The organism is Rathayibacter sp. AY1C7 (assembly GCF_002931865.1).
Classification (GTDB): Bacteria; Actinomycetota; Actinomycetes; order Actinomycetales; family Microbacteriaceae; genus Rathayibacter.
Genome location: NZ_PSWB01000021.1, coordinates 1 through 22337, shown reverse-complemented (window position 1 = coordinate 22337; position 22337 = coordinate 1). Strand labels below are relative to the sequence as shown.

The window sequence follows — 22337 nt, the reverse complement described above, 5'->3', positions numbered from 1 at the left end:
GTGGCCCCCACTCCGGAGAGCGGCTCCGGCCACGGCGCGGTGCGCGAGAGCGCCGCCGTCTCGCACGTCGGCAGGATCCGCTCGAACAACCAGGACTCCGGCTACGCGGGCCGGCAGCTCTTCGTCGTCGCCGACGGCATGGGCGGCCACGCGGGCGGCGACGTCGCCTCCTCCATCGCGATCAAGCGCATCGCGGAGGCCGACCGCGTCTACGCCTCCACCTACGAGGCCGAGGACGAGCTCAAGCGCACCCTGCTGGCGGCCAACACCCTGCTGGCCGACGCCGTGGTCGACCACCCCGAGCTCACCGGCATGGGCACCACCGTCAGCGCCATCGCCCGCGTCGGCGAGTCGGTGGCGATCGCGCACATCGGCGACTCCCGCATCTACGTCCTCCGCGACGGCCGGCTCGAGCAGGTCACGACCGACCACACCTTCGTGCAGCGCCTGGTCGACTCCGGCCGCATCACGGAGGAGGAGGCGATGACGCACCCGCGCCGCTCCGTCCTGATGCGGGTCCTCGGCGACGTGCACACCAACCCCGAGATCGACACGCTGACGCTCGAGACCGAGCCGCACGACCGCTGGCTGATCTGCTCCGACGGCCTCTCCGGCGTCGTCCCGCACGACGAGATCCTCAAGGAGCTCAGCCGCGACGAGACCGCCCAGCAGGTGGCCGACCGCCTGATCCGCGACAGCCTCTCGCACGGCGCCCCGGACAACGTCACCGTCGTCGTCCTCGACATCCCCGGCGCGGGCGACACCGCGCGCATCCTCGCACCCGTGGAGGAGCCGGTGGTCGTCGGATCGGCCGCCGCGCCCACGCCCTTCAGCACCGACGACTCGCAGAACCGCGTCCGGATCCCCGGCCTCCGCCTGCACACCCGGGCTCCCGCCGCGCAGGGCCCCACCCACTTCGAGCCCGCGTCCGAGGACTACCTCGACGAGCTGATCGAGGAGGACCGCCGCCGGCACCTGCGCCGCCGCATCACCTGGCTCGTCGGCCTGTCCCTCGTGCTCATCATCGGATTCCTCGGGATCCTCTTCGCCTACGACTGGACGCAGTCGCGCTTCTACGTCGGCACCGACGGGGACACCGTGATCATCTACCAGGGCATCCAGCAGTCGGTCGGCCCGCTCTCGCTCTCGGAGGTGAAGGAGGACACGGGCATCCCGCTCGACTCCCTCCGCGCCTACGACGTCGAGCAGCTGCAGCAGACGATCAGCGCCGACTCCTACGCCGGCGCGGTCGACATCGTCGAGCGCCTCACGGACGCGAACGGAGCACCATGACGGACGCCGCCACGGCCACCGCCCGCCCCGCCCCCGAGCGGCAGGGCTTCTTCCGCCAGAAGCTGCGCAATCTCGAGCTCCTGCTCCTGATCGGCGCATGCCTCATCGACGCCGGCGCGATCGTGCTCGTGCAGCTCGGCGCCCTCGGCTCGATCGACACCACGCTGGTCTCGCTGGGCGCCGGCCTCTCGGCGCTCGTGCTCGCCGTGCACGTCGTGCTGCGCTTTGCGGCCCCCGCGGCCGACCCCTTCCTCCTCCCGATCGCCACCGTGCTGAACGGCCTGGGCGTCGCCGAGATCTACCGGATCGACATCGCCGACGGCGCGACCGGCTGGGAGTCGGTGGCGGTGCGGCAGATCTTCTGGAGCGCCCTGGCCGTCGTGGCGGCGATCGTGGTGCTGCTGGTCATCCGCAACCACCGCGTGCTGTTCCGCTACACCTACGTCGCCGGGTTCGCGGCGATCGTGCTGCTCCTGCTGCCGCTCCTGCCCTTCATCGGCCGCGAGGTCAGCGGCGCGCGCGTGTGGATCGGGATCGGCGACGTGGCGAGCTTCCAGCCCGGCGAGATCGCCAAGATCGCCCTCGCGGTCTTCTTCGCCGGCTACCTCGTGCGCAACCGCGACTCCCTCTCGATGGTGGGCCGCACCGTCCTCGGGATGCGCTTCCCGCGCCTGCGCGACCTCGGCCCGATCCTGGTGGTCTGGGCGGTCACGATGGGCGTCATCGTCTTCCAGCGCGACCTGGGGACGGCTCTGCTCTACTTCGGCCTGTTCCTGGTCATGCTCTACGTCGCGACCGGGCGCACCAGCTGGGTCCTCATCGGCGTCGGCCTGTTCCTCGGCGGCGCGCTGCTGGCGAGCCAGACGCTCGACTACGTGGGCAACCGCTTCGCCAACTGGCTCGAGCCCTTCAGCGCCGAGCGCTACGGGGCGGATCCGGGCGGCAGCTACCAGCTCGTGCAGGGCCTCTTCGGCCTCGCGCACGGCGGGCTGCTCGGCACGGGCCTCGGCCAGGGGATGCCGGATCTCACGCCGGTCCCGCAGTCCGACTACATCATCGCCAGCCTCGGCGAGGAGCTGGGCCTCGCCGGGCTCTTCGCGATCTTCGGCCTCTACCTCCTGCTGGTCTCGCGCGGGTTCCGCATCGGCTTCGCCGGGCAGGACGACTTCGGGCGCCTCCTGGGAGTCGGCCTCTCGTTCGTGATCGCCCTGCAGTGCTTCATCGTCATCGGAGGCGTCACCCGTGTCATCCCGCTGACCGGCCTGACCACGCCGTTCCTCGCCGCCGGCGGCTCCTCCCTCGTGGCGAACTGGATGATCGTGGCGGTGCTGCTGCGCCTGTCCGACACAGTCCGCAGTCAGCCTCGTCTGGTGGTGTGATCCGTCGATGAACCGAGAACTCAAACGGGTGAGCCTCGTCGTGCTGACGATGTTCGTGGCCCTCTTCCTCTCCACGACCACCATCCAGGTGATCCAGGCCGACTCCCTCGACGAGGACGGCCGCAACACGCGGACCCTCTACGAGAGCTTCTCGACCGAGCGCGGCGCGATCCTCGCCGGCGGTCAGCCGATCGCCTCCTCGACGCCGTCGGACGACCTCTACAAGTTCCAGCGGCAGTACGCGAACGGCCCGCTCTACTCCACCGTGACCGGCTACTTCACCCTGAACCAGGGCACCACCGGCATCGAGCGCACGCTCAACGACTACCTCTCGGGCACCTCGAACTCGCAGTTCTTCGACGAGATCAACAACCTCGTCACGGGCCAGGACCCGAAGGGCGCGTCGGTCGAGCTCTCGATCGACCCGGTCGCCCAGCAGGCCGCCTTCGACGCGCTCGGCGACTACACGGGGGCCGTCGTCGTGACGGAGCCGGCCACCGGCCGCATCCTCGCGATGGTCTCGAAGCCCACCTTCGATCCCACCGCGCTGGCCTCCCACGACACCGACGACGTCCTCGCCGCCTACCGGGCGCTGAACGACGACTCCTCCGAGCCCCTCGTGAACCTGGCGATCGGCGGCTCGCTCAATCCGCCCGGCTCCGTCTTCAAGCTCGTCGTGGCCTCGGCCGCCCTTGAGTCCGGCCGCTTCACGGCCGACTCGAGCTTCCCCAACGTCGAGTCGTACACGCTGCCCGGCTCCTCGTCGCAGGTGATCAACTCCGGAGGCGGTCTCTGCGGCTCCGGAGAGACGGTCACGCTGGCCACCGCCGTCTCGCTCTCCTGCAACGTCCCGATGGCCGAGATGGGCGTGCAGCTGGGAGCGGACGCGATCCGCTCGCAGGCCGAGAAGTTCGGCTTCGACACCGAGCTCGAGATCCCGATGTCGGTCGAGGCGAGCACCTACCCGACGAAGACGGACGACGCCCAGACGGCCCTCACCGCCTTCGGGCAGTACGAGGTGCGCGCGACGCCGCTGCAGATCGCCATGGTCTCCGCGGCGATCGCGAACGGCGGCGAGGTGATGCAGCCGAACCTGGTCGACTCGATCCGCTCGCAGGACCTCAGCGTGCTGCAGCAGTTCCAGGAGAAGTCGCTCGGCCGGGCGGTGAGCACGCAGACCGCGGACGCCGTCAAGGCGATGATGGTCGCCAGCGTCCAGGGCGGCGCGGCGACGAATGCAACAATAGGGGGCGTCACTGTGGCCGGTAAGACCGGTACCGCCGAGAACGGCGGGGACGACCCGTACACCCTCTGGTTCACCGGCTTCGCGCCTGCGGACGACCCGCAGTACGCCATCACCGTGCTCGTGGAGAACGGTGGAGGGCTCGGCCAGACCGGGTACGGCAACCTGATCGCCGCACCCATCGGACAACAGGTACTAGAGGCGGTGCTGAACAAATGAGACCCACGACAGGCCTCACCTTCGGGGGACGCTACGAGCTGCAGTCCCGGATCGCCATCGGCGGCATGGGAGAGGTGTGGCAGGCGACCGATCTGGTCATCGGCCGCACCATCGCGATCAAGATCCTGAAGGACGAGTACCTCGGCGACCCCGGCTTCCTCGAGCGCTTCCGCGCCGAGGCCCGCCACGCGGCGCTGGTCAACCACGAGGGCATCGCCAACGTCTACGACTACGGCGAGGAGGACGGCTCCGCCTACCTGGTCATGGAGCTCGTCCCCGGCGAGGCGCTCTCGACCGTCCTCGAGCGCGAGCGCGTCCTCTCGACCGACAAGGTCCTCGACATCGTCGCGCAGACCGCGCTCGCCCTGCACGCCGCGCACGCCGCGGGCCTCGTGCACCGCGACGTGAAGCCGGGCAACCTGCTCATCACGCCGGACGGCCGCGTCAAGATCACCGACTTCGGCATCGCGCGCATCGCCGACCAGGTCCCGCTGACGGCGACCGGCCAGGTCATGGGCACGGTCCAGTACCTGTCCCCGGAGCAGGCGAGCGGCCAGCCCGCCTCCCCCGCCACCGACATCTACTCGCTGGGCATCGTCGCGTACGAGTGCCTGGCCGGGCGCCGCCCCTTCACGGGCGAGTCGCAGGTCGCCATCGCGATGGCGCAGATCAACGACACCCCGCCGGAGCTGCCGGTCACGGTCGCGGAGCCGGTGCGCAACCTCGTCTACTCCTGCATCGCCAAGAAGCCGGCCGACCGCCCCGCCACCGCCGCGCACCTCGCGCGGGCGGCTCAGGCGCTGCGCTCGGGCGACGTGCGCGGAGCGGCGCTGGCCGTCCCCGCGGTCCTCAGCGACCTTCCCGCGACGCAGGCGACCACGGTCCTCCCCTCCAACCAGGGCGCGACGCGGGCGACCACGGTGCTGCCCTCCGGGGCGCCCGCGGCGGCCGCCGCTCCGTTCGTGCCGATCGAGGAGCCGCTCGAGGCGGCCGAGGAGCCGCGCAGGCGCAGCCCCTGGACCTGGCCGCTGATCGCCCTCATCGTGATCCTCGCCGTCGTCATCGCGGGCACGATCTTCGCCCTGACGACCGGCGGGAGCAGCGACCCGGCCGCGTCCCCCACCGCGACGACCAGCACGGCCCCGTCGCCGACGCCGTCCGAGACTCCGAGCCCCACGCCGACGCCGACCTCCAACACGGTCGTCATCGACAAGGCCGACTACGTCGGGCGCTCCTTCGACGACGTCGAGACCGAGCTCGAGGCCCTGGGCATGGGCGTCCGCCGGGCGGACGGCCCGAGCGCCCCCACCGCCGAGCAGGTCGGACTCGTCGAGGACGTGAACCCCACCGCGAACGTGGTGAAGGGCACGACCATCGAGGTCTCCGTCTTCACCGAGGTCGCGACCCCGGACGCACCGACCGCCGTGCCGACCGTCACCCCCGCCGCCTCCAGCGTCGAGGCGGGCGCGACGTTCAACGTCACCTGGAGCAACTACAACCAGTGCCCGAGCGGAACCTCCGTGAGCGGTTACCGGGTGACCGCGACCGGTGAGGGCGCGAGCGTGACGAGCACCAACCCGTCGAACTCGACGACCGCGACGATCCAGGCCGGCACCACGGCCGGCACGATCGACGTCACGTACACCGTGCTCTGCGGCGAGTCGGAGTCGGCGGCCTCGCCCACCCTCTCCGTCACCGTCGAGGAGCCGGCTCCGACCCCGGCGCCGACCCCCACCTCGAAGGCCACCTCGACGCCCACCCCCTCCGAGTAGCGGCGGCGCGCCGGTCGGGGCACCGCTCCGGCCCGGCGCCTCGCGGCCGTCGCGTCGCGCCCCCGCCCGGAACACCAGGGGCCCATAGGTACACTTGCCGTGGCTCCTCGGGGCCGCACCACACGGAAGTACAGGGCGGGAGCGTGCGCGTGACGGATGAGGGTCGCCTGATCGCGGGACGGTACCAGGTCGGGCCCCGGCTCGGTCGCGGCGGGATGTCCGAGGTGTACCTCGGCACCGACACCCGGCTCGGCCGCACCGTCGCCATCAAGGAGCTGAAGCTCTCCCTCTCCTCCGACTCCGCCTTCCGCCTGCGGTTCCGGCAGGAGGCGCAGTCCGCGTCGCGCATGTCGCACCCCACGATCGTCCGGGTCTTCGACGCGGGCGAGGAGGTCTCGCTCGACGACAACGGCGCCGAGTCGCGCCGGCCCTTCATCGTCATGGAGCACATCGAGGGCCGCCTCCTCAAGGACCTGATCGCCGAGGGTCCCCTCGATGTGGACGAGGCCGTCCGCATCACGGAGGGCATCCTCACCGCCCTCGAGTACTCGCACCGCGCAGGCGTCGTCCACCGCGACATCAAGCCCGGCAACATCATGCTGACCCCGTCGGGCCAGGTGAAGGTGATGGACTTCGGGATCGCCCGCGCCGTCTCCGACTCCGCCGCCACGGTCGCTCAGACCACGGCGATCCTCGGCACCGCGGCCTACTTCTCCCCCGAGCAGGCGAAGGGCGAGCAGGTCGACGCCCGCAGCGACCTCTACTCCGCCGGCATCGTGCTCTTCGAGCTCCTCACCGGGCGTGCGCCCTTCCGCGGCGACACCCCGGTGGCCGTCGCCTACCAGCACGTCAGCGAGACGCCGCCGGCGCCGAGCTCCATCAACCCGGCCGTCACCCCGGCGCTCGACGCGGTCGTCGCCCGAGCACTCTCTAAGGACCGCTACGAGCGCTTCCAGGGAGCTGCGGAGTTCCGCGACGACCTGCGCGACGCCGCCGCCGGACGCCTCCCCGACCACCGCCCGATCGACGAGCTGACCACCTCGCTCTTCGCGGCCCGCAGCCAGGGTGGAGTCAACGACTCCGAGCTCGCCCTCCGCCAGCTGGCCGAGGACAACTCGATCGTCCGCACCCAGCGCCGCCCGCCGGTCCTCTGGATCTGGTCCTCGATCGTCGTGCTGGCCGTGATCGTCGCCGCACTCGTGATCTGGGTGCTGACGCTCCAGCCCGCGTCGACCCTCCCGTCGCAGTCGCGCGAGGTCCCCACCCTCACCGAGACCACCTACGACAGCGCCCAGTCGACCCTGACCGAGCTCGACCTCGTGCCGAGCCAGGTCGCGGAGTACAGCTCGACCGTCCCCGAGGGCGAGGTGATCCGCACGGATCCGGGCTCGGGCACGATCGTCGCGCCCGAGACGGTCATCCGCATCGTCGTGTCCCAGGGTCCGCAGCCCGTCGCCGTGCCGGACACCGTCGGGCAGAGCCTCGCCGAGGCCATCGACGCGCTCACCGCCGTCGGCTTCGTCGAGGGCTCCCAGACCCGCGAGAACTCGCCGACCGTCCCGGGCGACGTCGTACTCGCCGCCTCTCCCGGAGCGGGCCAGCAGGTCGCCCCGGGCACGCCGGTCGACCTCACGGTCTCCTCCGGCCAGGTCACGCTCCCCGACCTCGTCGGGACATCCCTCAGCAGCGCGCTGGCCACCCTCGCCTCCGAGAAGCTGCAGCTCGTGGGGGTCGAGGTCCCGGACGAGACCTGCGACGCGACCCGGGCGAACCCGCCCATCACGACCCAGTCCCTGGCTCCGGGCGACGTCCCGCAGGGATCGACCGTCCAGCTCGGCTACTGCGCGGGCTGACCCGGCCTGCAGCCCGCTGCGGCTGCGGCGTCGGCCGACGGTGCCCGGTGGAGGCCGGGCCGCTGCTCTGCGCCGAGAAGGGCGCGTCCGGACGTCGCTCGTCGGGGTCGATGCTCCGCGAGGCCGACGGCCCCGAGGTGAACGGCTACGCCCGGCGCGCGTCGGCGAGCGGGGGCTGGAGCCGCACGACCTCGCCGGCTGCCGATCCGTCGGCGGGGCGCGCGATCCTGCCGCGGATGTCGCTCGGGGTGAGCCCCTCGCGGCGCTTGAGCGCACGGCGGAGGTGGTCCGCCGAGGAGAATCCGGACGCGGCGGCGATCGCCTCGAGCGGGACCTCCCGCGGGCGGCGGCGCAGGAGCTCCACGGCGCTGGCGACCCGGGAGCGCTCGATCTCGCTCGCGACGGTGGTGCCCGCGTCCTCGAAGAGCCGCTGGAGGGAGCGGGTGGACACGTTGACCGCGTCGGCCACCGCCTCCGGGGTGCAGCGTGGCGTGCGGTGCGTCCGGTCGATGACCGTGCGCGCGCGCCCGAGCGTGGCGGCCCGGACGCTCGTGGTGCCGGGCTGCGAGCTCGCCGCCGCGAGGAACGCGCTGGTGAGGAGCTGCTTGACCACGTGGGCGAAGCCGGTGACCTCGCCCTCACCGGGCAGCCCCGTCCCGGACTCCGCCGCGAGGGCGAAGGCGGTCGTGAAGGCGTATGCGGCGCGGGTGGACCGGGCGTCGGGATCGAGCGCGTAGACCGGGGCCGACGTGTCGAAGCCGTAGCGGCGCATCTCGTCGGCGCGCAGCGAGAGGTGGAGGATCGTGGCCGGAGTCGTCGACTCGGTCGTGAACGTCGTCGTCCCCTGCTGGTACGAGATCGAGCCCGGACGCAGCAGCACCGTTCGGTCCGGGGCGACCATGCGCACGAAGCCGTCGATGAGGAAGCTGAAGGTGAGGAAGGAGGTGTCGTCGGCCGGCCACGTCCCGCGGAGGACGCGCAACGGCGAGACCGTCATCAGCACCACGCTCAGATCGGCGGTGCCGAATCCCGAACCGGTGATGCTCGGAACGGTGCCGGGTTTGACGACGATGCGCGGTCCGAGATTCTCGAGTTCTCGGATTCCCGAGAAAGCCCAGGAGATCGATGCGACCATGAGGTCCCCCCGGACTTCTCTTCTGCGGCGCCGACCCCCTGTCGGCGCCCTCTGATTATGCAGGGAAAAGGGGCCGCATCCTCCGCCGGGAGCCCGTCAAATCCCGCCACCTGATCGGGGGGTGCGCAAGGGGGTGGACAAGGTCACGCTCATACCCTGTCTCGGCTTTCTCCTCCGCCCACCGTCATTTAGCCGTCAGATGGCGGATTTCTACGTGAGAACGCACTCAGGGCGGCATCCCCGTTCGGGGGACGGTGGTCGCTGATCATTCTCAATGCTCTCGAGTCGATAACGAGCCCGATAAGCCCGGCGAATTCCGCCTCACCGAGCCGGGATCGAGAGTCCGGGCGTGTCGTCGGCCGATACGGACGACCGGATCGACGTCACCTCGCGCAGCCAGTTCTCGAGAAGGCGCCGCCCGCCCTCGGTGAGGACCGACTCCGGATGGAACTGCACGCCCACGAGCGGAGCACTCCGGTGCCGGACGGCCATGACCACTCCCTCCGGTGTCCGCGCCGTCACCCGCAGCTCCTCGGGAAGGCTCTCACCGTCGACCGCGAGCGAGTGGTACCGCATCGCGGCGAATCCGGAGGGCAGGCCGTCGAAGAGCGGATCTCCGTCGTGGAGGACCGCGGACGTCCGGCCGTGCAGCAGCTCCGGCGCCTCCGTGACGCGGGCGCCGAGAGCGTGGGCGAGCACCTGGTGGCCGAGGCAGACTCCGAGCAGCGGCCGCCCGGTCGCCTCCGCCCGCTGCACGAGCGCCGTCGACGCGGGGACGTCCCCGGGACGGCCCGGCCCGGGTGAGACCAGGACTCCGTCCGCCTCCTCCGCGCGAGCCAGGAGCGCCGTCGTCCCGAGATCGTCGCCCTCGACCACGTCGACCTCGGCACCGAGCTCGCGGAGGTACGAGACGAGCGTGAAGACGAAGCTGTCGTGGTGGTCGACGACCAGGATCCGCGGGGCCGCGCCGGCGGTCACGAGCCGACGGTCACGTTCCGGTCGAGCACGAGCGACTGCACCCAGGGGAACACCCACTCGTCGAGCGCGACCAGGACCGCCGCGACAAGGACGAGGACGATCAGGAGCCGGACCCACCACGGCCCGGGCAGGAGCCGCCACAGCGCTGCATACACGGTCAGCCCTCCTGAGCCAGCGAGGCGGCGATCTCGGCGGGGGCGCCCGCGGACCGAGGCTGGAACGAGTCGAAGACGCCGTACGCGATGATCCGCTCGGCCGTCGAGTAGAGCGGGTTGCAGCTCGTCAGCGTGATCAGGCGATCGGTCGGAGCCGCGTCCGGAGTCCACGGAACCGGGTCGATCACCTGGACGTCGGAGGGCTGGACGTACTCGAGATTGCGGAAGCGGTAGGTGTACCAGCCGTCCGCCGTCTCGATGTAGATCGGGTCGCCGAGCTGGAGCTCGTCGATCAGGTGCATGCCTCCGCCGTACGCGCTGCGGTGCGCGGCGAGCGCGAAGTTGCCGGCCTGGCCGGGCATCTGCGTCCCGGGGTAGTGGCCGATGCTCCCCTCGTCGAGCACGTTCTCGGCGTCGATGCCCTCGGCGATCGTGCGCACCCACCCCTCGCCGTAGCGCGGGATGTAGAGGTTGCCGAAGGAGGTGTCGAGGGCGGCGACCGACGCGACGACCGGCTCCGCCGGGGCGGCCTCGGTCGGCTGCGGTGCCGGAGAGGAGTCGCCCCAGGTCTCGCGGAGCTCCGCGGCCTGCGTCGTCTGCCGGCCCGCGATCACCGCGTCGTTCCACCAGAGCTGCCAGGCCAGGAAGAGCAGGACCAGGACGCCGGCGGTCATCAGGAGCTCACCGACGACTCCGAAGAACGAGAGTCGTCGGACCGGGCGGGCCCTCCGTCGCTTCGCTCGCGGCCGCAGAGCCGCCCCGTCGGGGTTCTGGGCGGTCATGCGACGAGTCTAGGCGCGAGCCGTGACCGGCTGTGGCGCACGATCCGGACCTGTGGAGAGCCCTCCAGAATCGCCGCCTGAGGAGGCCCGATGGGATCACTCGAGCGCCCGCACCGGCCGCTGCGCGAGTCCGCACAGCACCCGCGCAGCCCCGGCGCTCCCGGCCCGGAGCCTCCGCCCGGTACAGTGGTCAGCATGGCACGAGCGACGAAGAGCCCGAAGCCCGAGCGCGACGAGGCCCGGACCGGCGAGAACGCACCGAATCCGGTCTGGTTCAAGCCGGTGATGTTCGGCTTCATGCTGCTCGGACTCGCCTGGATCATCGTCTTCTACGTGAGCCAGGGCACCCTGCCGATCCCCGATCTCGGCAACCTCAACATCCTGATCGGCTTCGGCATCGCGTTCATCGGCTTCCTGATGACGACGCGCTGGCGCTGAGCCTCCCCCAGTCGTGAACGACGCCCCGTCCGGTCCGCCGACGGGGCGTTCGTCGTCGGTGGAGCGTCTGCGCGCCGCCGGCTGCGTCTTCGCCGAGGAGGAGGCGGGCCTGCTCGAGGAGGCCGCCGACTCCTCCTCCGACCTCGAGCTGCTGCTCCGCCGCCGCGAGACGGGCGAGCCCCTCGAGCAGATCCTCGGCTGGGTCGCCTTCCGCGGCCTGCGCGTCCCCGTCGCACCCGGCGTCTTCGTGCCCCGCATGCGCACCGAATGGCTGGTCGACTGCGCCCTGGAGATCCTCCCGGACGGCGCCGTGGTGCTCGACCTCTGCTGCGGATCCGGCGCCCTCGCCCGGTCGATCTCCGAGGAGCGGCCGGACGTCCGCCTGCTCGCGGCCGACCTCTCCCCCGCCGCCGTCGCCTGCGCGCGCCGCACGCTCGCAGGCCGCGCCGACGTCCACGAGGGCGACCTCTTCGACGCGCTCCCCGGGAGCGAGCGCGGGCGGATCGACGTCGTCGTCGTCAACGCCCCCTACGTCCCCACCGCCGCGATCGCGCTCATGCCGCCGGAGGCCCGGGTGCACGAGCCGATGCTCACGCTCGACGGCGGGTCGGACGGGCTCGCCCTGCACCGCCGCATCGCTCAGGAGGCGGGAGCGTGGCTCGCACCCCACGGCGTCGTCGTGATCGAGGTCGGCGCGGATCAGGCCGCGGCGAGTGCCTCCGCGTTCCAGGCGGCCGGGTTCGCCACCGCGCTGCACCGCGACGACGACCGTGAGGCGACGGCCCTGGTGGCCGTCCGCCGGAGAACTACACCGCTGTAATTATCCCCAGCTGTGGAATCTCCTGTGGAGAACTCCGCGGTCTCCGCCGCGCTGGCCTGCTCGAGGCGAGGAGGGCCCGGATCCGCACCAGTCCGCCGGTCCTCGGACGCGCCGCCGTCCCCGGATCGTCCTCCCGAGGAGGACACCCGGAACGTTCTCCCCAGTGTTAACAACTCTGTGGATAACTTCCTCCCCACCTGTTGAGAGCACCTGTGGACAGCGGTGGAGACGGTCGCCGCGGGAACGACGAAGCGGCGGGCCCGGGAGTGCGCGAGGCACTGCCGGACCCGCCGCTGCGGGAGGGGACGGGATCAGCCGAGGACGTAGGCGCCCGCGGTGATCGCCACCAGTCCGACTCCGATGAGCCCGACGAGGAGGTTCTGCGTGCGCCGCTGAGCGCGCTGCCGGGTCTTCGTGAAGACCAGCCCGATGAGCGCGCCGGCCACCAGACCGCCGACGTGCGCCTGCCACGCCACGTTCATCCCGGGCAGGAAGCCGATGACGAGGTTCAGTCCGACCAGCACCAGCAGCTGCGACGCCTGACCGCCCAGGTGCCGGAGGATCACCAGGTACGCGCCCATCAGCCCGAAGATCGCACCGGAGGCGCCGATCACCGGGGTGAGCGGGTTCGCGAGGAGCAGGACGCCCACCGATCCGGCGAACCCGCTCAGGAGGAAGAGGGTGAGGTAGCGCCCGCGGCCCAGCATCCGCTCGAGCACCATGCCGAACACCCACAGCGTGTACATGTTCAGCACCAGGTGGAACGGGATGACGATGAAGAGCGACGTGCTGTGGAGGAACACCGAGGTGAGCATCCGCCACGGCTCGAAGCCGGCACCGAAGCCGGGGAGCGTGTAGGCGGGGGCGTACAGGAGCGCGTTGACCGCCGGTCCGCCGACGAAGGGGAGGATCTCGACGATCCACAGCACGATGCAGAGCGCGATGATCGCGTAGGTCACCGTCGGCTGGTCGGCGCGGGTCATGGCCCGCACGCGGGAGAGGAGGGGACCGCGGGTGCGCGGTGCGGTGGCGCGCTGCTGCGCCATGTCGTCCGGGCAGATCACGCCGACCGGAGCCGGCGTCTGGCACTCGCCGCAGATGGTGCGGCCGCACCGCTGGCAGCGCACGAAGCTCTGCCGGTCGGGGTGTCGGTAGCAGGAGTAAGTGCTGCTCGGCGGGACCTGGGTCACGGACGTGCCTCCGGGGAGAACGAGGGCCGGGCCCTGACGGACCCGGCCCTCGAATGAGTGGTGGATGAGGCGATCAGACCTCGGTGATCTCGACGCTCTCGATCACGACGTCCTCGAGCGGCTTGTCACGGCCGTCGGTGGGAACAGCCGAGAGCGACTGCACGAGCTTCTTCGACTCCTCGTCGGCGACGGCGCCGAAGATGGTGTGCTTGCCCTGGAGCCAGGTGGTCGGCGCCACGGTGATGAAGAACTGCGAGCCGTTGGTGCCGCGGCCCGCCTGCTTGCCGGCGTTCGCCATCGCGAGGATGTAGGGCTGGGTGAAGTCGAGCTCCGAGTTGATCTCGTCGTCGAACTGGTACCCCGGGCCGCCGATGCCCTGACCGAGCGGGTCGCCGCCCTGGAGCATGAAGTCGGGGATGATGCGGTGGAAGACGGTGCCGTTGTAGAGCGGCTCCTTCGTCTTCGCACCCGTGGCGGGGTGGGTCCACTCGATGTCGCCGGTCGCGAGACCGACGAAGTTGCGGACCGTCTTGGGAGCGTGGTTCCCGTAGAGGTTGACGACGATGTCGCCCTTGTTGGTGTGGAACGTCGCGACTGCGGTGTGCAAAGGCATGCTCGGATTCTCGCACAGCGCGTCTGTAGGCCCCTGCAACGCCCGGTGTCAATGCGCTGGGTGCGCGATGCGGACGCCGATCGATGAGTGGCAGTATTGAGGCGTTCGCTGCTCGTAGCCGATGGAGGACCAACATGGGTCTGTCACGTAAGCACAAGAAGGACCTCAAGCGTCTTCGCAAGAACGCCGAGGCGGTCTGGGGCGAGCAGCAGGAGGTGCTGGCGCACGCGGCCTCCGTGCTCGAGAAGAGCCGCCGCCACGCGTCGAAGTACGCCAAGAAGGAGCTCGTCCCCTTCGTCAAGGACACGTACGACTCGCGCGTCAAGCCGGTCTACGACAACGGCGTCTCGGCCGTCGAGGGCACGTACTCCTCGGCACGCAACGCCTACAAGCACAAGGTCGTCCCGACCTTCGCCGCTGTGGGCGGCACGGCCGCCGCCGCCTTCGAGGCCGCCAAGGACTCGAAGAACCGCGCGAAGCTCGCCGAGATCTCGAAGGCGCGCTGGGAGGAGCTCACCACTCCGCCGAAGAAGAAGAGCAAGGTCGGCACGGTCTTCGCGATCGGCGCCGCGCTGGTCGCCGTCGGCGGCATCGGCTACGCCGTCTGGCAGACGTTCCGCGCCGACGACGAGCTGTGGGTCGCCGAGGACGAGCCGCAGAGCGCCGCGCAGAACGCGGCCTCGACCGCTTCCTGACGTTCTCGTCGCTGGAGCCGGGCCCCTCAGGGGGTCCGGCTCCTTCGTATGCCCGGGTTAGGCTTCTGCGGTGGACATCCGGGTCGCCGCGTACGGCGTGATCATCGACGGCGAGCGGATGCTGCTCGCGCACTGGAGCCAGGGCCCCTGGTCGGCCTGGACGCTTCCGGGCGGCGGGATCGACGAGGGCGAGTCGCCCGCCGACGCCGCGGTCCGCGAGATCTTCGAGGAGACGGGCTACCGTGCCGAGCTCGAGGCCCTCATCGGCGTGGACTCGCACGTGATCCCCGCGCACCGCCGCAGCGATCCCGAGGCCGGCCCCCTGCACGCCATCCGCGTCGTCTACCGCGCCCGCATCGTGGGCGGCGAGCTCACGCACGAGGTGGACGGCTCCACGGACGCCGCCGCCTGGTTCCCCTTGAGCGACGTCGAGGAGCTGGAGCGCGTCGAGCTCGTCGACGCGGCCCTCACCATGAACGAGGCCTGGCTCCTCCGCTGACGGTGCCCGGGAATCCCCGGCCGCGCCCCGGTGTTCCCTTCGTCGTGATCGTCGAGCTCTACACCTCCGCCTTCTGCGGCGCCTGCCATGCCGCGCGCTCGGTGCTGGAGCGCGCCGCGGAGCTCGTCCCCGCCGCCGAGATCCGCGAGCGCGACGTGGCCTTCCACCCCGTCGAGGCCGAGGCCGCCGGCATCCGCTCGACCCCCACGGTCGTCGTGCGGGACACGGCCGGAGAGGTGGTCTTCCGGGCGGAGGGCGCTCCCTCCCTTCCGCAGGCTCTCGCCGCTCTGGCCCTCGCCCTGCCCGCGTAGGGTGGCCGCGGGAGGACCCATGCACCGTCGCGCTGCGCTCGCGAGCACCGTCGTTCTGCTCGGCGCCCTCGCGCTCTCGGGGTGCGCCTCCGAGGAGCCGGTGACCACGGCCGCGGTCGGGCTCGGACGGGGCGGCGAGCGAGGAGAGGTCCTCGGGGTCGTCGTCGTGTGCTCGGGGTCCGTCGACGGCCTCGACCTCGCCGCCTCCGACTCCGCCCCCCTGACCATCGGCGACGGGCTGCGGAGGGTCACCCGCTGGGTCTCCCCGTCACCGGTCACGCAACTGGGCGCGACCGACCTCTCCGGATCCACGGTCTGGCCGGCCGACACGGTGATCGAGCGGTTCCCGCTCGGCGTCGACCTCTCGCTGGGCGCCTACGCGACCGACCGCTCCGTGCTCGCCCGCCCGGTCGTCTTCACGGCCGAGCAGTTCGACACGCTCTCCGTCGGCGAGATCATCGTCGGCGACATCCGCGACGGCACGTCCGAGACCCTCTCGGTCCAGCAGTTCCTCGGCCTCGCCTGCGTGGACCGCTGAGCGGGCGGCTCGTCCGTCCGAGTGGCGACCTCGATCGCACGGCCGCGCGGCGGGCGACAGGAGAGGCCGCCGAAGACCTCGACACGGTGACCCCGCGACGGCGGAGGACCCGGAGTGCCGTGGGCCGGGAGACCAGAAGGGCCTGTGAGGGGAGCACCCGCGAGAGGGGAGGAAGTGTGGAGCCTAGGAGATTCGAACTCCTGACATCCTGCTTGCAAAGCAGGCGCTCTACCAACTGAGCTAAGGCCCCGGGCCGGAGACGGGGCGATCCGTCTCCGAGAGTCGAACGGCCCGCCACCGCGAGGTGACGGGCCGTTCGGACCGGGTGGGGGTACCAGGACTTGAACCTGGGACCTCTTCATTATCAGTGAAGCGCTCTAACCGCCTGAGCTATACCCCCGGAATGGCCAGAGGAGACTCTACCCGACATCGAGCAGGAATCCCAATCGGCCGGACCGTGCGCCCTACTGGTTGGTGAAGCCCACCAGGAGGCCGCCGGTGATCTTGACGCTGAGGTTGTACAGCAGCGCCACGATCGCGCCGAGCGCGGTGGTGACGATGGTGTTCAGCACCGCGACGACGATCGCGAAGCCCATGACCTGCGGCAGCGAGATGATCGTGTTGAGGTCGAACGCCTCCGCGCCGGCGATGTCCTGCACAAGGCCGTTGACCTCGTCGAACACTCCCGTCTGAGCCAGGACCGTGTAGACCAGGTAGACGACGACGATCGTGATGATCGCGAGCGTCAGGCCCAGCAGGAACGAGAGCTTCACGGCCGACCAGAAGTCGACGTAGACGAGCTTCAGGCGGACCTGCTTCGCCGCCGGGCTCTTCGCGGACTTCCTGGCGAGCTTCTCGGCGACGGTGCTACTCATCTACGGACCCATCCTCCTCCGACACCGGGGCGGACTCGGCCGGCGCCGCGGCGTCGGGATCCTCGTCCTGGGCGTCGAGATTGCGTTCGGTGTTCTTGGCGAGTGCGATGATGCGGTCGTCCTCAGCGAATCGTGCGAAGACGACTCCCATGGTGTCGCGACCCTTGGCCGGTACCTCGGCCACCGCAGAGCGTACCACCTTGCCGCTGGCGAGCACGACGAGCACCTCGTCGTCCTCTCCGGTGATGATGGCGCCCACGAGGTCGCCGCGCTTCTCCTCCAGCTTGGCCACCTTGATGCCCAGCCCGCCTCGTCCCTGGAGGCGGTACTGGTCGACCGCGGTGCGCTTGGCGTAGCCGCCCTCGGTGACCACGAACACGAAGCCCTCGTCGCTGACGACGTTGGCGTCGAGGAGGCGGTCCTCCCCGCGGAACGACATGCCGCGGACTCCGGAGGTGGAGCGGCCCATCGGACGCAGCGCCTCGTCGGACGCGGTGAAGCGGATCGACATGCCCTTGCGGGAGACCAGCAGCACGTCGCTGTCCTCCTCGACCAGGAGCGCCGAGACGAGCTCGTCGCCGTCGCGCAGCTTGATCGCGATGATGCCGCCGGAGCGGTTCGTGTCGTACTCCGAGAGGGCCGTCTTCTTCACGAGGCCGTCGCGCGTGGCGAGCACGAGGTAGCGGGCCGCCTCGTAGTCGCGGATGTCGAGGATCTGCGCGATCTGCTCCCCCGGCTCGAGCGCGAGCAGGTTCGCGATGTGCTGGCCCTTGGCGTCGCGGCCGGCCTCCTGCAGCTCGTAGGTCTTGGCGCGGTACACGCGGCCGGTGTTCGTGAAGAACAGCAGCCAGTGGTGCGTGGTGGTGACGAAGAAGTGCTCGACGATGTCGTCGGCCTTCAGCTGCGCGCCGCGCACGCCGCGGCCGCCGCGGTGCTGGGCCCGGTAGGAGTCGCTCCGGGTGCGCTTGAGGTAACCGCCTCGGGTGACGGTGACGACCATCTCCTCCTCGGGGATCAGGTCCTCGACGCTCATGTCGCCGTCGAATCCGAAGAGGATCTCGGTGCGGCGGTCGTCGCCGAAGCGGTCGACGATCTCGTCGAGCTCGTCCGAGATGATCGTGCGCTGGCGCTCCGGGCTCGCGAGGATCGACTTGTAGTCCTCGATCTCGGCCTGGATCCGGTCGTGCTCGTCGATGATCTTCTGGCGCTCGAGGGCCGCGAGGCGGCGCAGCTGCATGTCGAGGATGGCGCGGGACTGCACCTCGTCGATGTCGAGCAGCTCCATCAGACCGTCGCGCGCCTCCTCCACGGTGGGGGAGCGGCGGATGAGGGCGATGACCTCGTCGAGCGCGTCGAGCGCCTTGAGGTAGCCGCGCAGGATGTGGATCCGCGCCTCGGCCTCGTCGAGGAGGTACTGGGTGCGGCGCACGATGACCTCGACCTGGTGGTCGACCCACGCGCGGATGAAGCCGTCGAGCGAGAGCGTGCGCGGGATGCCGTCGACGATCGCGAGCATGTTCGCGCCGAAGTTCTCCTGCAGCGGGGTGTGCTTGTAGAGGTTGTTCAGCACCACCTTCGCCACGGCGTCGCGCTTGAGGACGACGACGAGGCGCTGGCCGGTGCGACCGGAGGTCTCGTCGCGGATGTCGGCGATGCCCGAGACGCGCCCGTCCTTGACCAGCTCGGCGATCTTGATCGCCAGGTTGTCCGGGTTCACCTGGTACGGCAGCTCGGTGACGACGAGGCAGGTGCGGCCCTGGATCTCCTCGATGGAGACGACGGCGCGCATCGTGATGGAGCCGCGGCCGGTGCGGTACGCGTCCTGGATGCCGCGGACGCCGAGGATCTGCGCACCGGTGGGGAAGTCGGGTCCCTTGATCCGCTGCAGCAGCGCCTCGAGGAGCTCCTCGCGCGTCGCGTCGGGGTTCTCGAGCGCCCACTTGGCGCCGGCGGCGACCTCGCGCAGGTTGTGCGGCGGGATGTTGGTCGCCATGCCGACCGCGATGCCGACGGAGCCGTTGACGAGCAGGTTCGGGAACCGCGCCGGCAGGATCGCCGGCTCTCGGGTGCGGCCGTCGTAGTTGTCCTGGAAGTCGACGGTGTTCTTGTCGATGTCGCGGACCATCTCGAGCGCGAGCGGCGCCATCTTGGTCTCGGTGTACCGGGGGGCGGCCGCGCCGTCGTTGCCGGGGGAGCCGAAGTTGCCCTGCCCGAGCGCGAGCGGATAGCGGAGGCTCCACGGCTGCACCAGACGGACCAGCGCGTCGTAGATCGCGGAGTCGCCGTGCGGGTGGAACTGGCCCATCACGTCGCCGACGACGCGCGAGCACTTCGAGAACGCCTTGTCGGGACGGTAGCCGCCGTCGTACATGGCGTAGATCACGCGGCGGTGCACCGGCTTCAGGCCGTCGCGCACCTCCGGCAGGGCTCGCCCGACGATGACGCTCATCGCGTAGTCGAGGTAGGAGCGCTGCATCTCGAGCTGCAGGTCGACCGGCTCGATCTTGTCGTGACCGTGGATCACCACACCGGTCTCGGTGACGATGTCGTCGCTCTCGTCCGGGCCGGTGGGGGTGGTGGGTTCTTCTGCCATGGTCTCTGGTCTCTCAGGTGGGTCCGTGCCCCGGAGGAGCGGGGGCGGCGGTCGCGCTGGGTGTCAGGTGTGTCGTCGGTGGGCGGGCCGGTGAGGGCCTCTGTCGCGTTCTGGTCGAGGATGCGGCCCATCGAGGGCCGCCGTCACGTGTTCGAGGTGGTCGCGAGGGCGGTCCACTGGACCGCCCGGCCGCCGTCTTTCGAAGGACGTCCGCTTTCTCGACCACTAGATGTCGAGGAAGCGCACGTCCTTCGCATTCTTCTGGATGAAGGAGCGGCGGGACTCGACGTCCTCGCCCATGAGGGTGGAGAAGATCTCGTCGGCCGCGGCCGCGTCGTCGAGCGTGACCTGGAGGAGGGTCCGCGTGGCGGGGTCCATCGTGGTCTCCCACAGCTCCTTGTAGTCCATCTCGCCGAGGCCCTTGTAGCGCTGGATGCCGTTCTCCTTGGGCATGCGCTTGTTGGTCGCCGAGCCGTGCGCGATCAGGGCGTCGCGCTCGCGGTCGCTGTAGACGTACTCGTGGGGGGAGTTCGACCACTTGAGGCGGTACAGCGGCGGCTGCGCGAGGTAGACGTAGCCGAGGTCGATCAGCGGGCGCATGTAGCGGAAGAGGAGCGTCAGCAGCAGCGTCGTGATGTGCTGGCCGTCGACATCGGCGTCGGCCATCAGGATGATCTTGTGGTACCGCGCCTTGTCGGGGTTGAAGTCCTCGCCGATGCCGGCGCCGAACGCCGTGATCATCGCCTGGACCTCGTTGTTGCCGAGAGCGCGGTCGAGCCGCGCCTTCTCGACGTTGAGGATCTTGCCGCGGAGGGGGAGGATCGCCTGCGTCTCGGGATTGCGGCCCTGCACCGCGGATCCTCCCGCCGAATCGCCCTCGACGATGAAGATCTCGGAGATCGACGGGTCCTTGGACTGGCAGTCCTTGAGCTTGCCCGGCATGCCCCCGCCCTCGAGCAGGCCCTTGCGGCGGGCGGTCTCGCGCGCCTTGCGCGCCGCCATGCGGGCCGAGGCCGCCTGGATCGCCTTGCGGATGATGTCCTTCGCCTGGCTCGGGTTGCGGTCGAACCAGTCGGCCAGCTGCTCGCCGGCCACGCGCTGCACGAACGCCTTCGCCTCGGTGTTGCCGAGCTTCGTCTTGGTCTGGCCCTCGAACTGCGGCTCGCCGAGCTTGATCGACACGACGGCGGTGAGGCCCTCGCGGATGTCGTCGCCCGAGAGGTTCTCGTCCTTCTCCTTGAGCAGGTTGTTCGCGCGCGCGTAGCGGTTGACCAGAGTGGTCAACGCGGCGCGGAAGCCCTCCTCGTGGGTGCCGCCCTCGTGGGTGTTGATGGTGTTCGCGTAGGTGTGGACGCTCTCGGTGTAGGCCGTGGTCCACTGCATCGCGACCTCGAGCGAGATGCGGCGCTCGGTGTCCTCGGACTCGAAGTCGATGATCTCGGAGTGCACGAGGTCCGACTTCTTCAGCGAGTTGATGTACTCGACGTAGTCGACGAGGCCCTTCTCGTAGTGGAAGACGTCGGTCCGGTCGCCCTCGGTCTCGTTCTCGCCCTCCCCCTCGAACTCGACCTCGTTCTGGTCGGTCAGCGCGATGCGCAGGCCCTTGTTGAGGAACGCCATCTGCTGGAAGCGCGCGCGCAGGGTCTCGTAGTCGAACTCGACCGTCTCGAAGATGCCGGCGTTGGGCCAGAAGGTGATCGTCGTGCCGGTCTCGTCGCTGGCCTCGCCCTTCTCGAGCGGGGCGTCCGGCACTCCGTCGGTGAAGCTCATCCGGTACACGGCGCCCTGGCGCTTGACCTCGACGTCGAGGCGCGTCGAGAGCGCGTTGACCACGGAGGAGCCGACGCCGTGCAGGCCGCCGGAGACCGCGTAGCCGCCTCCGCCGAACTTGCCGCCGGCGTGGAGCACGGTGAGGACCAGCTCGACCGTGGAGATGCCCTCGGTCGGGTGCATGTCGACCGGGATGCCGCGGCCGTTGTCGGAGACGGTGACGCCTCCGTCGGCGCGCATCAGGATCTCGATGTTGTCGCAGTAGCCCGCGAGCGCCTCGTCGACGGCGTTGTCGACGATCTCGTAGACCAGGTGGTGCAGACCGCGCGGACCCGTGGATCCGATGTACATGCCGGGGCGCTTGCGGACCGCCTCGAGGCCCTCGAGGACCTGGATCTGGTTCGCGCCGTAGTCGCCGGACGACTTGGTCGACATGCTCTCGTGCGGAGCGGAGGGGGCTGCTGAGCCGTTCGCGTCCAGGTCGTTCGCTGCGGGTGACGTGGAGTCGTTCGGCTCGTGAGTCATAGCTGTGGAGTTCTCCTCTGACGGTCCGTCGCGACGCGCACGGTGATCTGGAGATCGCCCGCGCGGCGGCGTCACTGCGGTTCGGCGGCCCTCCATTCTACCGCGTGCCGGGTCGATCCGAAGCGCTGGACGGCGATCTGAGGCGCGAAAGATCAGCGGTCGACCGAAAATGCGTCCTCAGCCGTAGGTGTCGCGCGGACCACGCCCTGGAATCGACCTGGGACCCTTTTTCCAGTTCGGGACGTCCGGGCCCTGGAAACGGATCGACGCGATGCCCGCGTCGGGGAAGTTCACGGCGATGTGGTTCATGATCTCGATCCGCATCAGCCGGAGCTGCGTCGACCACGCCGTGGACTCGCACGCGACGGTCAGCACGCCGTCGACGACGCCCACCGGAGTCGAGTGCTTCGCGGTCTCCTCGCCGGCGATCGCCGTCCACGACGACATCAGGTCGCCCTGCGCCAGCGGCGCCGTCCAGCCGAGCTTCACGGTGAGGGAGTCGAGGACGTCGCCGAGGTCGTGCGGGTCGCGGCCCTTGCCGAACGGGATCGCGTCGCCCTTGGGCTCGGCGCGCTCGCAGGCCGTCGCCACCGCGCGCCAGATCGCCATGTACCTGTGCCGGGAGCTGACGAACCTCTCGCTGCCCAAGATCGGCCAGCTG

General features: G+C 70.4%; 21 protein-coding genes, 2 tRNA genes and 1 pseudogene. 12 read left to right on the top strand and 12 right to left on the bottom strand.

From position 1 onward, the window contains the following. The 5 genes from C5C69_RS11865 (at position 1) to pknB (ending at position 7759) form a co-directional block, all read left to right on the top strand. The gene (locus C5C69_RS11865) at positions 1-1293 is read left to right on the top strand and encodes a Stp1/IreP family PP2C-type Ser/Thr phosphatase (RefSeq protein ID WP_258065330.1); all 1293 of its coding nucleotides are present in this window, start codon (positions 1-3) and stop codon (positions 1291-1293) included. Beyond that, positions 1290-2672, top strand: a complete 1383-nt coding sequence (locus tag C5C69_RS11860) for an FtsW/RodA/SpoVE family cell cycle protein (protein ID WP_104225777.1) — start codon at positions 1290-1292, stop codon at positions 2670-2672. The genes C5C69_RS11865 and C5C69_RS11860 overlap by 4 nt, the downstream gene beginning before the upstream one ends. Before the next feature lie 7 nt (positions 2673-2679). Beyond that, the gene (locus tag C5C69_RS11855) at positions 2680-4134 is read left to right on the top strand and encodes a penicillin-binding protein 2 (protein WP_104257948.1); all 1455 of its coding nucleotides are present in this window, start codon (positions 2680-2682) and stop codon (positions 4132-4134) included. Further along, on the top strand, positions 4131-5906 hold the full coding sequence (locus C5C69_RS11850; protein ID WP_104257947.1) for a protein kinase: 1776 nt from the start codon (positions 4131-4133) through the stop codon (positions 5904-5906). The genes C5C69_RS11855 and C5C69_RS11850 overlap by 4 nt, the downstream gene beginning before the upstream one ends. A gap of 149 nt (positions 5907-6055) precedes the next feature. Next, a complete protein-coding gene (gene pknB, locus C5C69_RS11845; RefSeq protein WP_104225780.1) occupies positions 6056-7759 on the top strand; it encodes a Stk1 family PASTA domain-containing Ser/Thr kinase in 1704 nt (567 codons plus the stop codon). Positions 7760-7904: 145 nt separating this feature from the next. Here the strand turns inward: pknB and C5C69_RS11840 are convergent, their stop codons facing one another. From C5C69_RS11840 to C5C69_RS11830, 4 genes are all read right to left on the bottom strand, one after another. Further along, on the bottom strand, positions 7905-8894 hold the full coding sequence (locus C5C69_RS11840; RefSeq protein WP_104222664.1) for a helix-turn-helix domain-containing protein: 990 nt from the start codon (positions 8892-8894) through the stop codon (positions 7905-7907). Positions 8895-9215: 321 nt separating this feature from the next. Next, positions 9216-9872 carry an aminodeoxychorismate/anthranilate synthase component II gene (locus C5C69_RS11835; protein ID WP_104257946.1) on the bottom strand — a complete coding sequence of 219 codons (657 nt, stop codon included), beginning with the start codon at positions 9870-9872 and terminating at the stop codon, positions 9216-9218. After that, a complete protein-coding gene (locus C5C69_RS17005; protein ID WP_167299010.1) occupies positions 9869-10027 on the bottom strand; it encodes a hypothetical protein in 159 nt (52 codons plus the stop codon). The genes C5C69_RS11835 and C5C69_RS17005 overlap by 4 nt, the downstream gene beginning before the upstream one ends. A gap of 2 nt (positions 10028-10029) precedes the next feature. Next, positions 10030-10809: a class E sortase gene (locus tag C5C69_RS11830; protein ID WP_104232997.1), complete on the bottom strand. Its 780-nt coding sequence runs from the start codon at positions 10807-10809 to the stop codon at positions 10030-10032. A 195-nt stretch (positions 10810-11004) separates the two neighbouring features. Here C5C69_RS11830 and C5C69_RS11825 point away from each other — a divergent pair, with 195 nt between their 5' ends. Next, complete coding sequence (locus tag C5C69_RS11825) at positions 11005-11247, top strand: cell division protein CrgA (protein WP_104222667.1); 243 nt, start codon at positions 11005-11007, stop codon at positions 11245-11247. A 58-nt stretch (positions 11248-11305) separates the two neighbouring features. Further along, the gene (locus tag C5C69_RS11820) at positions 11306-12067 is read left to right on the top strand and encodes a putative protein N(5)-glutamine methyltransferase (protein ID WP_104257945.1); all 762 of its coding nucleotides are present in this window, start codon (positions 11306-11308) and stop codon (positions 12065-12067) included. A 311-nt stretch (positions 12068-12378) separates the two neighbouring features. Here the strand turns inward: C5C69_RS11820 and C5C69_RS11815 are convergent, their stop codons facing one another. Together C5C69_RS11815 and C5C69_RS11810 are read right to left on the bottom strand one after the other, a co-directional pair. Then, positions 12379-13257, bottom strand: a complete 879-nt coding sequence (locus C5C69_RS11815; protein ID WP_104222668.1) for a rhomboid family intramembrane serine protease — start codon at positions 13255-13257, stop codon at positions 12379-12381. 73 nt (positions 13258-13330) lie between these two features. Further along, complete coding sequence (locus C5C69_RS11810; protein ID WP_104222669.1) at positions 13331-13870, bottom strand: peptidylprolyl isomerase; 540 nt, start codon at positions 13868-13870, stop codon at positions 13331-13333. 134 nt (positions 13871-14004) lie between these two features. Here C5C69_RS11810 and C5C69_RS11805 point away from each other — a divergent pair, with 134 nt between their 5' ends. The 4 genes from C5C69_RS11805 to C5C69_RS11790 all read left to right on the top strand — a co-directional run bounded on the left by C5C69_RS11805 (position 14005) and on the right by C5C69_RS11790 (position 15913). Further along, entirely contained in the window at positions 14005-14565 is a 561-nt protein-coding gene (locus tag C5C69_RS11805) for a hypothetical protein (protein ID WP_104232995.1), read from the top strand. 70 nt (positions 14566-14635) lie between these two features. Beyond that, positions 14636-15064, top strand: coding sequence for an NUDIX hydrolase (locus C5C69_RS11800; protein WP_104222671.1), 429 nt, complete (start codon positions 14636-14638; stop codon positions 15062-15064). A 44-nt stretch (positions 15065-15108) separates the two neighbouring features. Continuing rightward, entirely contained in the window at positions 15109-15375 is a 267-nt protein-coding gene (locus C5C69_RS11795; RefSeq protein ID WP_104222728.1) for a thioredoxin family protein, read from the top strand. Positions 15376-15394: 19 nt separating this feature from the next. Further along, a complete protein-coding gene (locus C5C69_RS11790) occupies positions 15395-15913 on the top strand; it encodes a hypothetical protein (RefSeq protein WP_104257944.1) in 519 nt (172 codons plus the stop codon). A gap of 177 nt (positions 15914-16090) precedes the next feature. Here C5C69_RS11790 and C5C69_RS11785 read toward each other — a convergent pair. From C5C69_RS11785 to C5C69_RS11760, 6 genes are all read right to left on the bottom strand, one after another. Continuing rightward, positions 16091-16163 (bottom strand) — tRNA-Ala (locus C5C69_RS11785). A 76-nt stretch (positions 16164-16239) separates the two neighbouring features. After that, positions 16240-16313, bottom strand: a tRNA-Ile gene (locus tag C5C69_RS11780). Between the two features lie 64 nt (positions 16314-16377). Further along, entirely contained in the window at positions 16378-16788 is a 411-nt protein-coding gene (locus C5C69_RS11775) for a DUF3566 domain-containing protein (protein WP_104222673.1), read from the bottom strand. After that, positions 16781-19381, bottom strand: coding sequence for a DNA gyrase subunit A (gyrA, locus tag C5C69_RS11770; RefSeq protein ID WP_104222674.1), 2601 nt, complete (start codon positions 19379-19381; stop codon positions 16781-16783). Before gyrA ends, C5C69_RS11775 begins: the two co-directional genes overlap by 8 nt. 225 nt (positions 19382-19606) lie before the next feature. After that, on the bottom strand, positions 19607-21586 hold the full coding sequence (gene gyrB, locus C5C69_RS11765) for a DNA topoisomerase (ATP-hydrolyzing) subunit B (RefSeq protein ID WP_208543372.1): 1980 nt from the start codon (positions 21584-21586) through the stop codon (positions 19607-19609). A 267-nt stretch (positions 21587-21853) separates the two neighbouring features. After that, positions 21854-22285 carry a DUF721 domain-containing protein gene (locus C5C69_RS11760; protein WP_104257968.1) on the bottom strand — a complete coding sequence of 144 codons (432 nt, stop codon included), beginning with the start codon at positions 22283-22285 and terminating at the stop codon, positions 21854-21856. On the opposite strand from C5C69_RS11760, the pseudogene C5C69_RS11755 reads away from it, so the two are divergent. Next, positions 22239-22337, top strand: a pseudogene (locus C5C69_RS11755) (helix-turn-helix domain-containing protein); the annotation flags it as partial. The gene C5C69_RS11760 and the pseudogene C5C69_RS11755 overlap by 47 nt on opposite strands.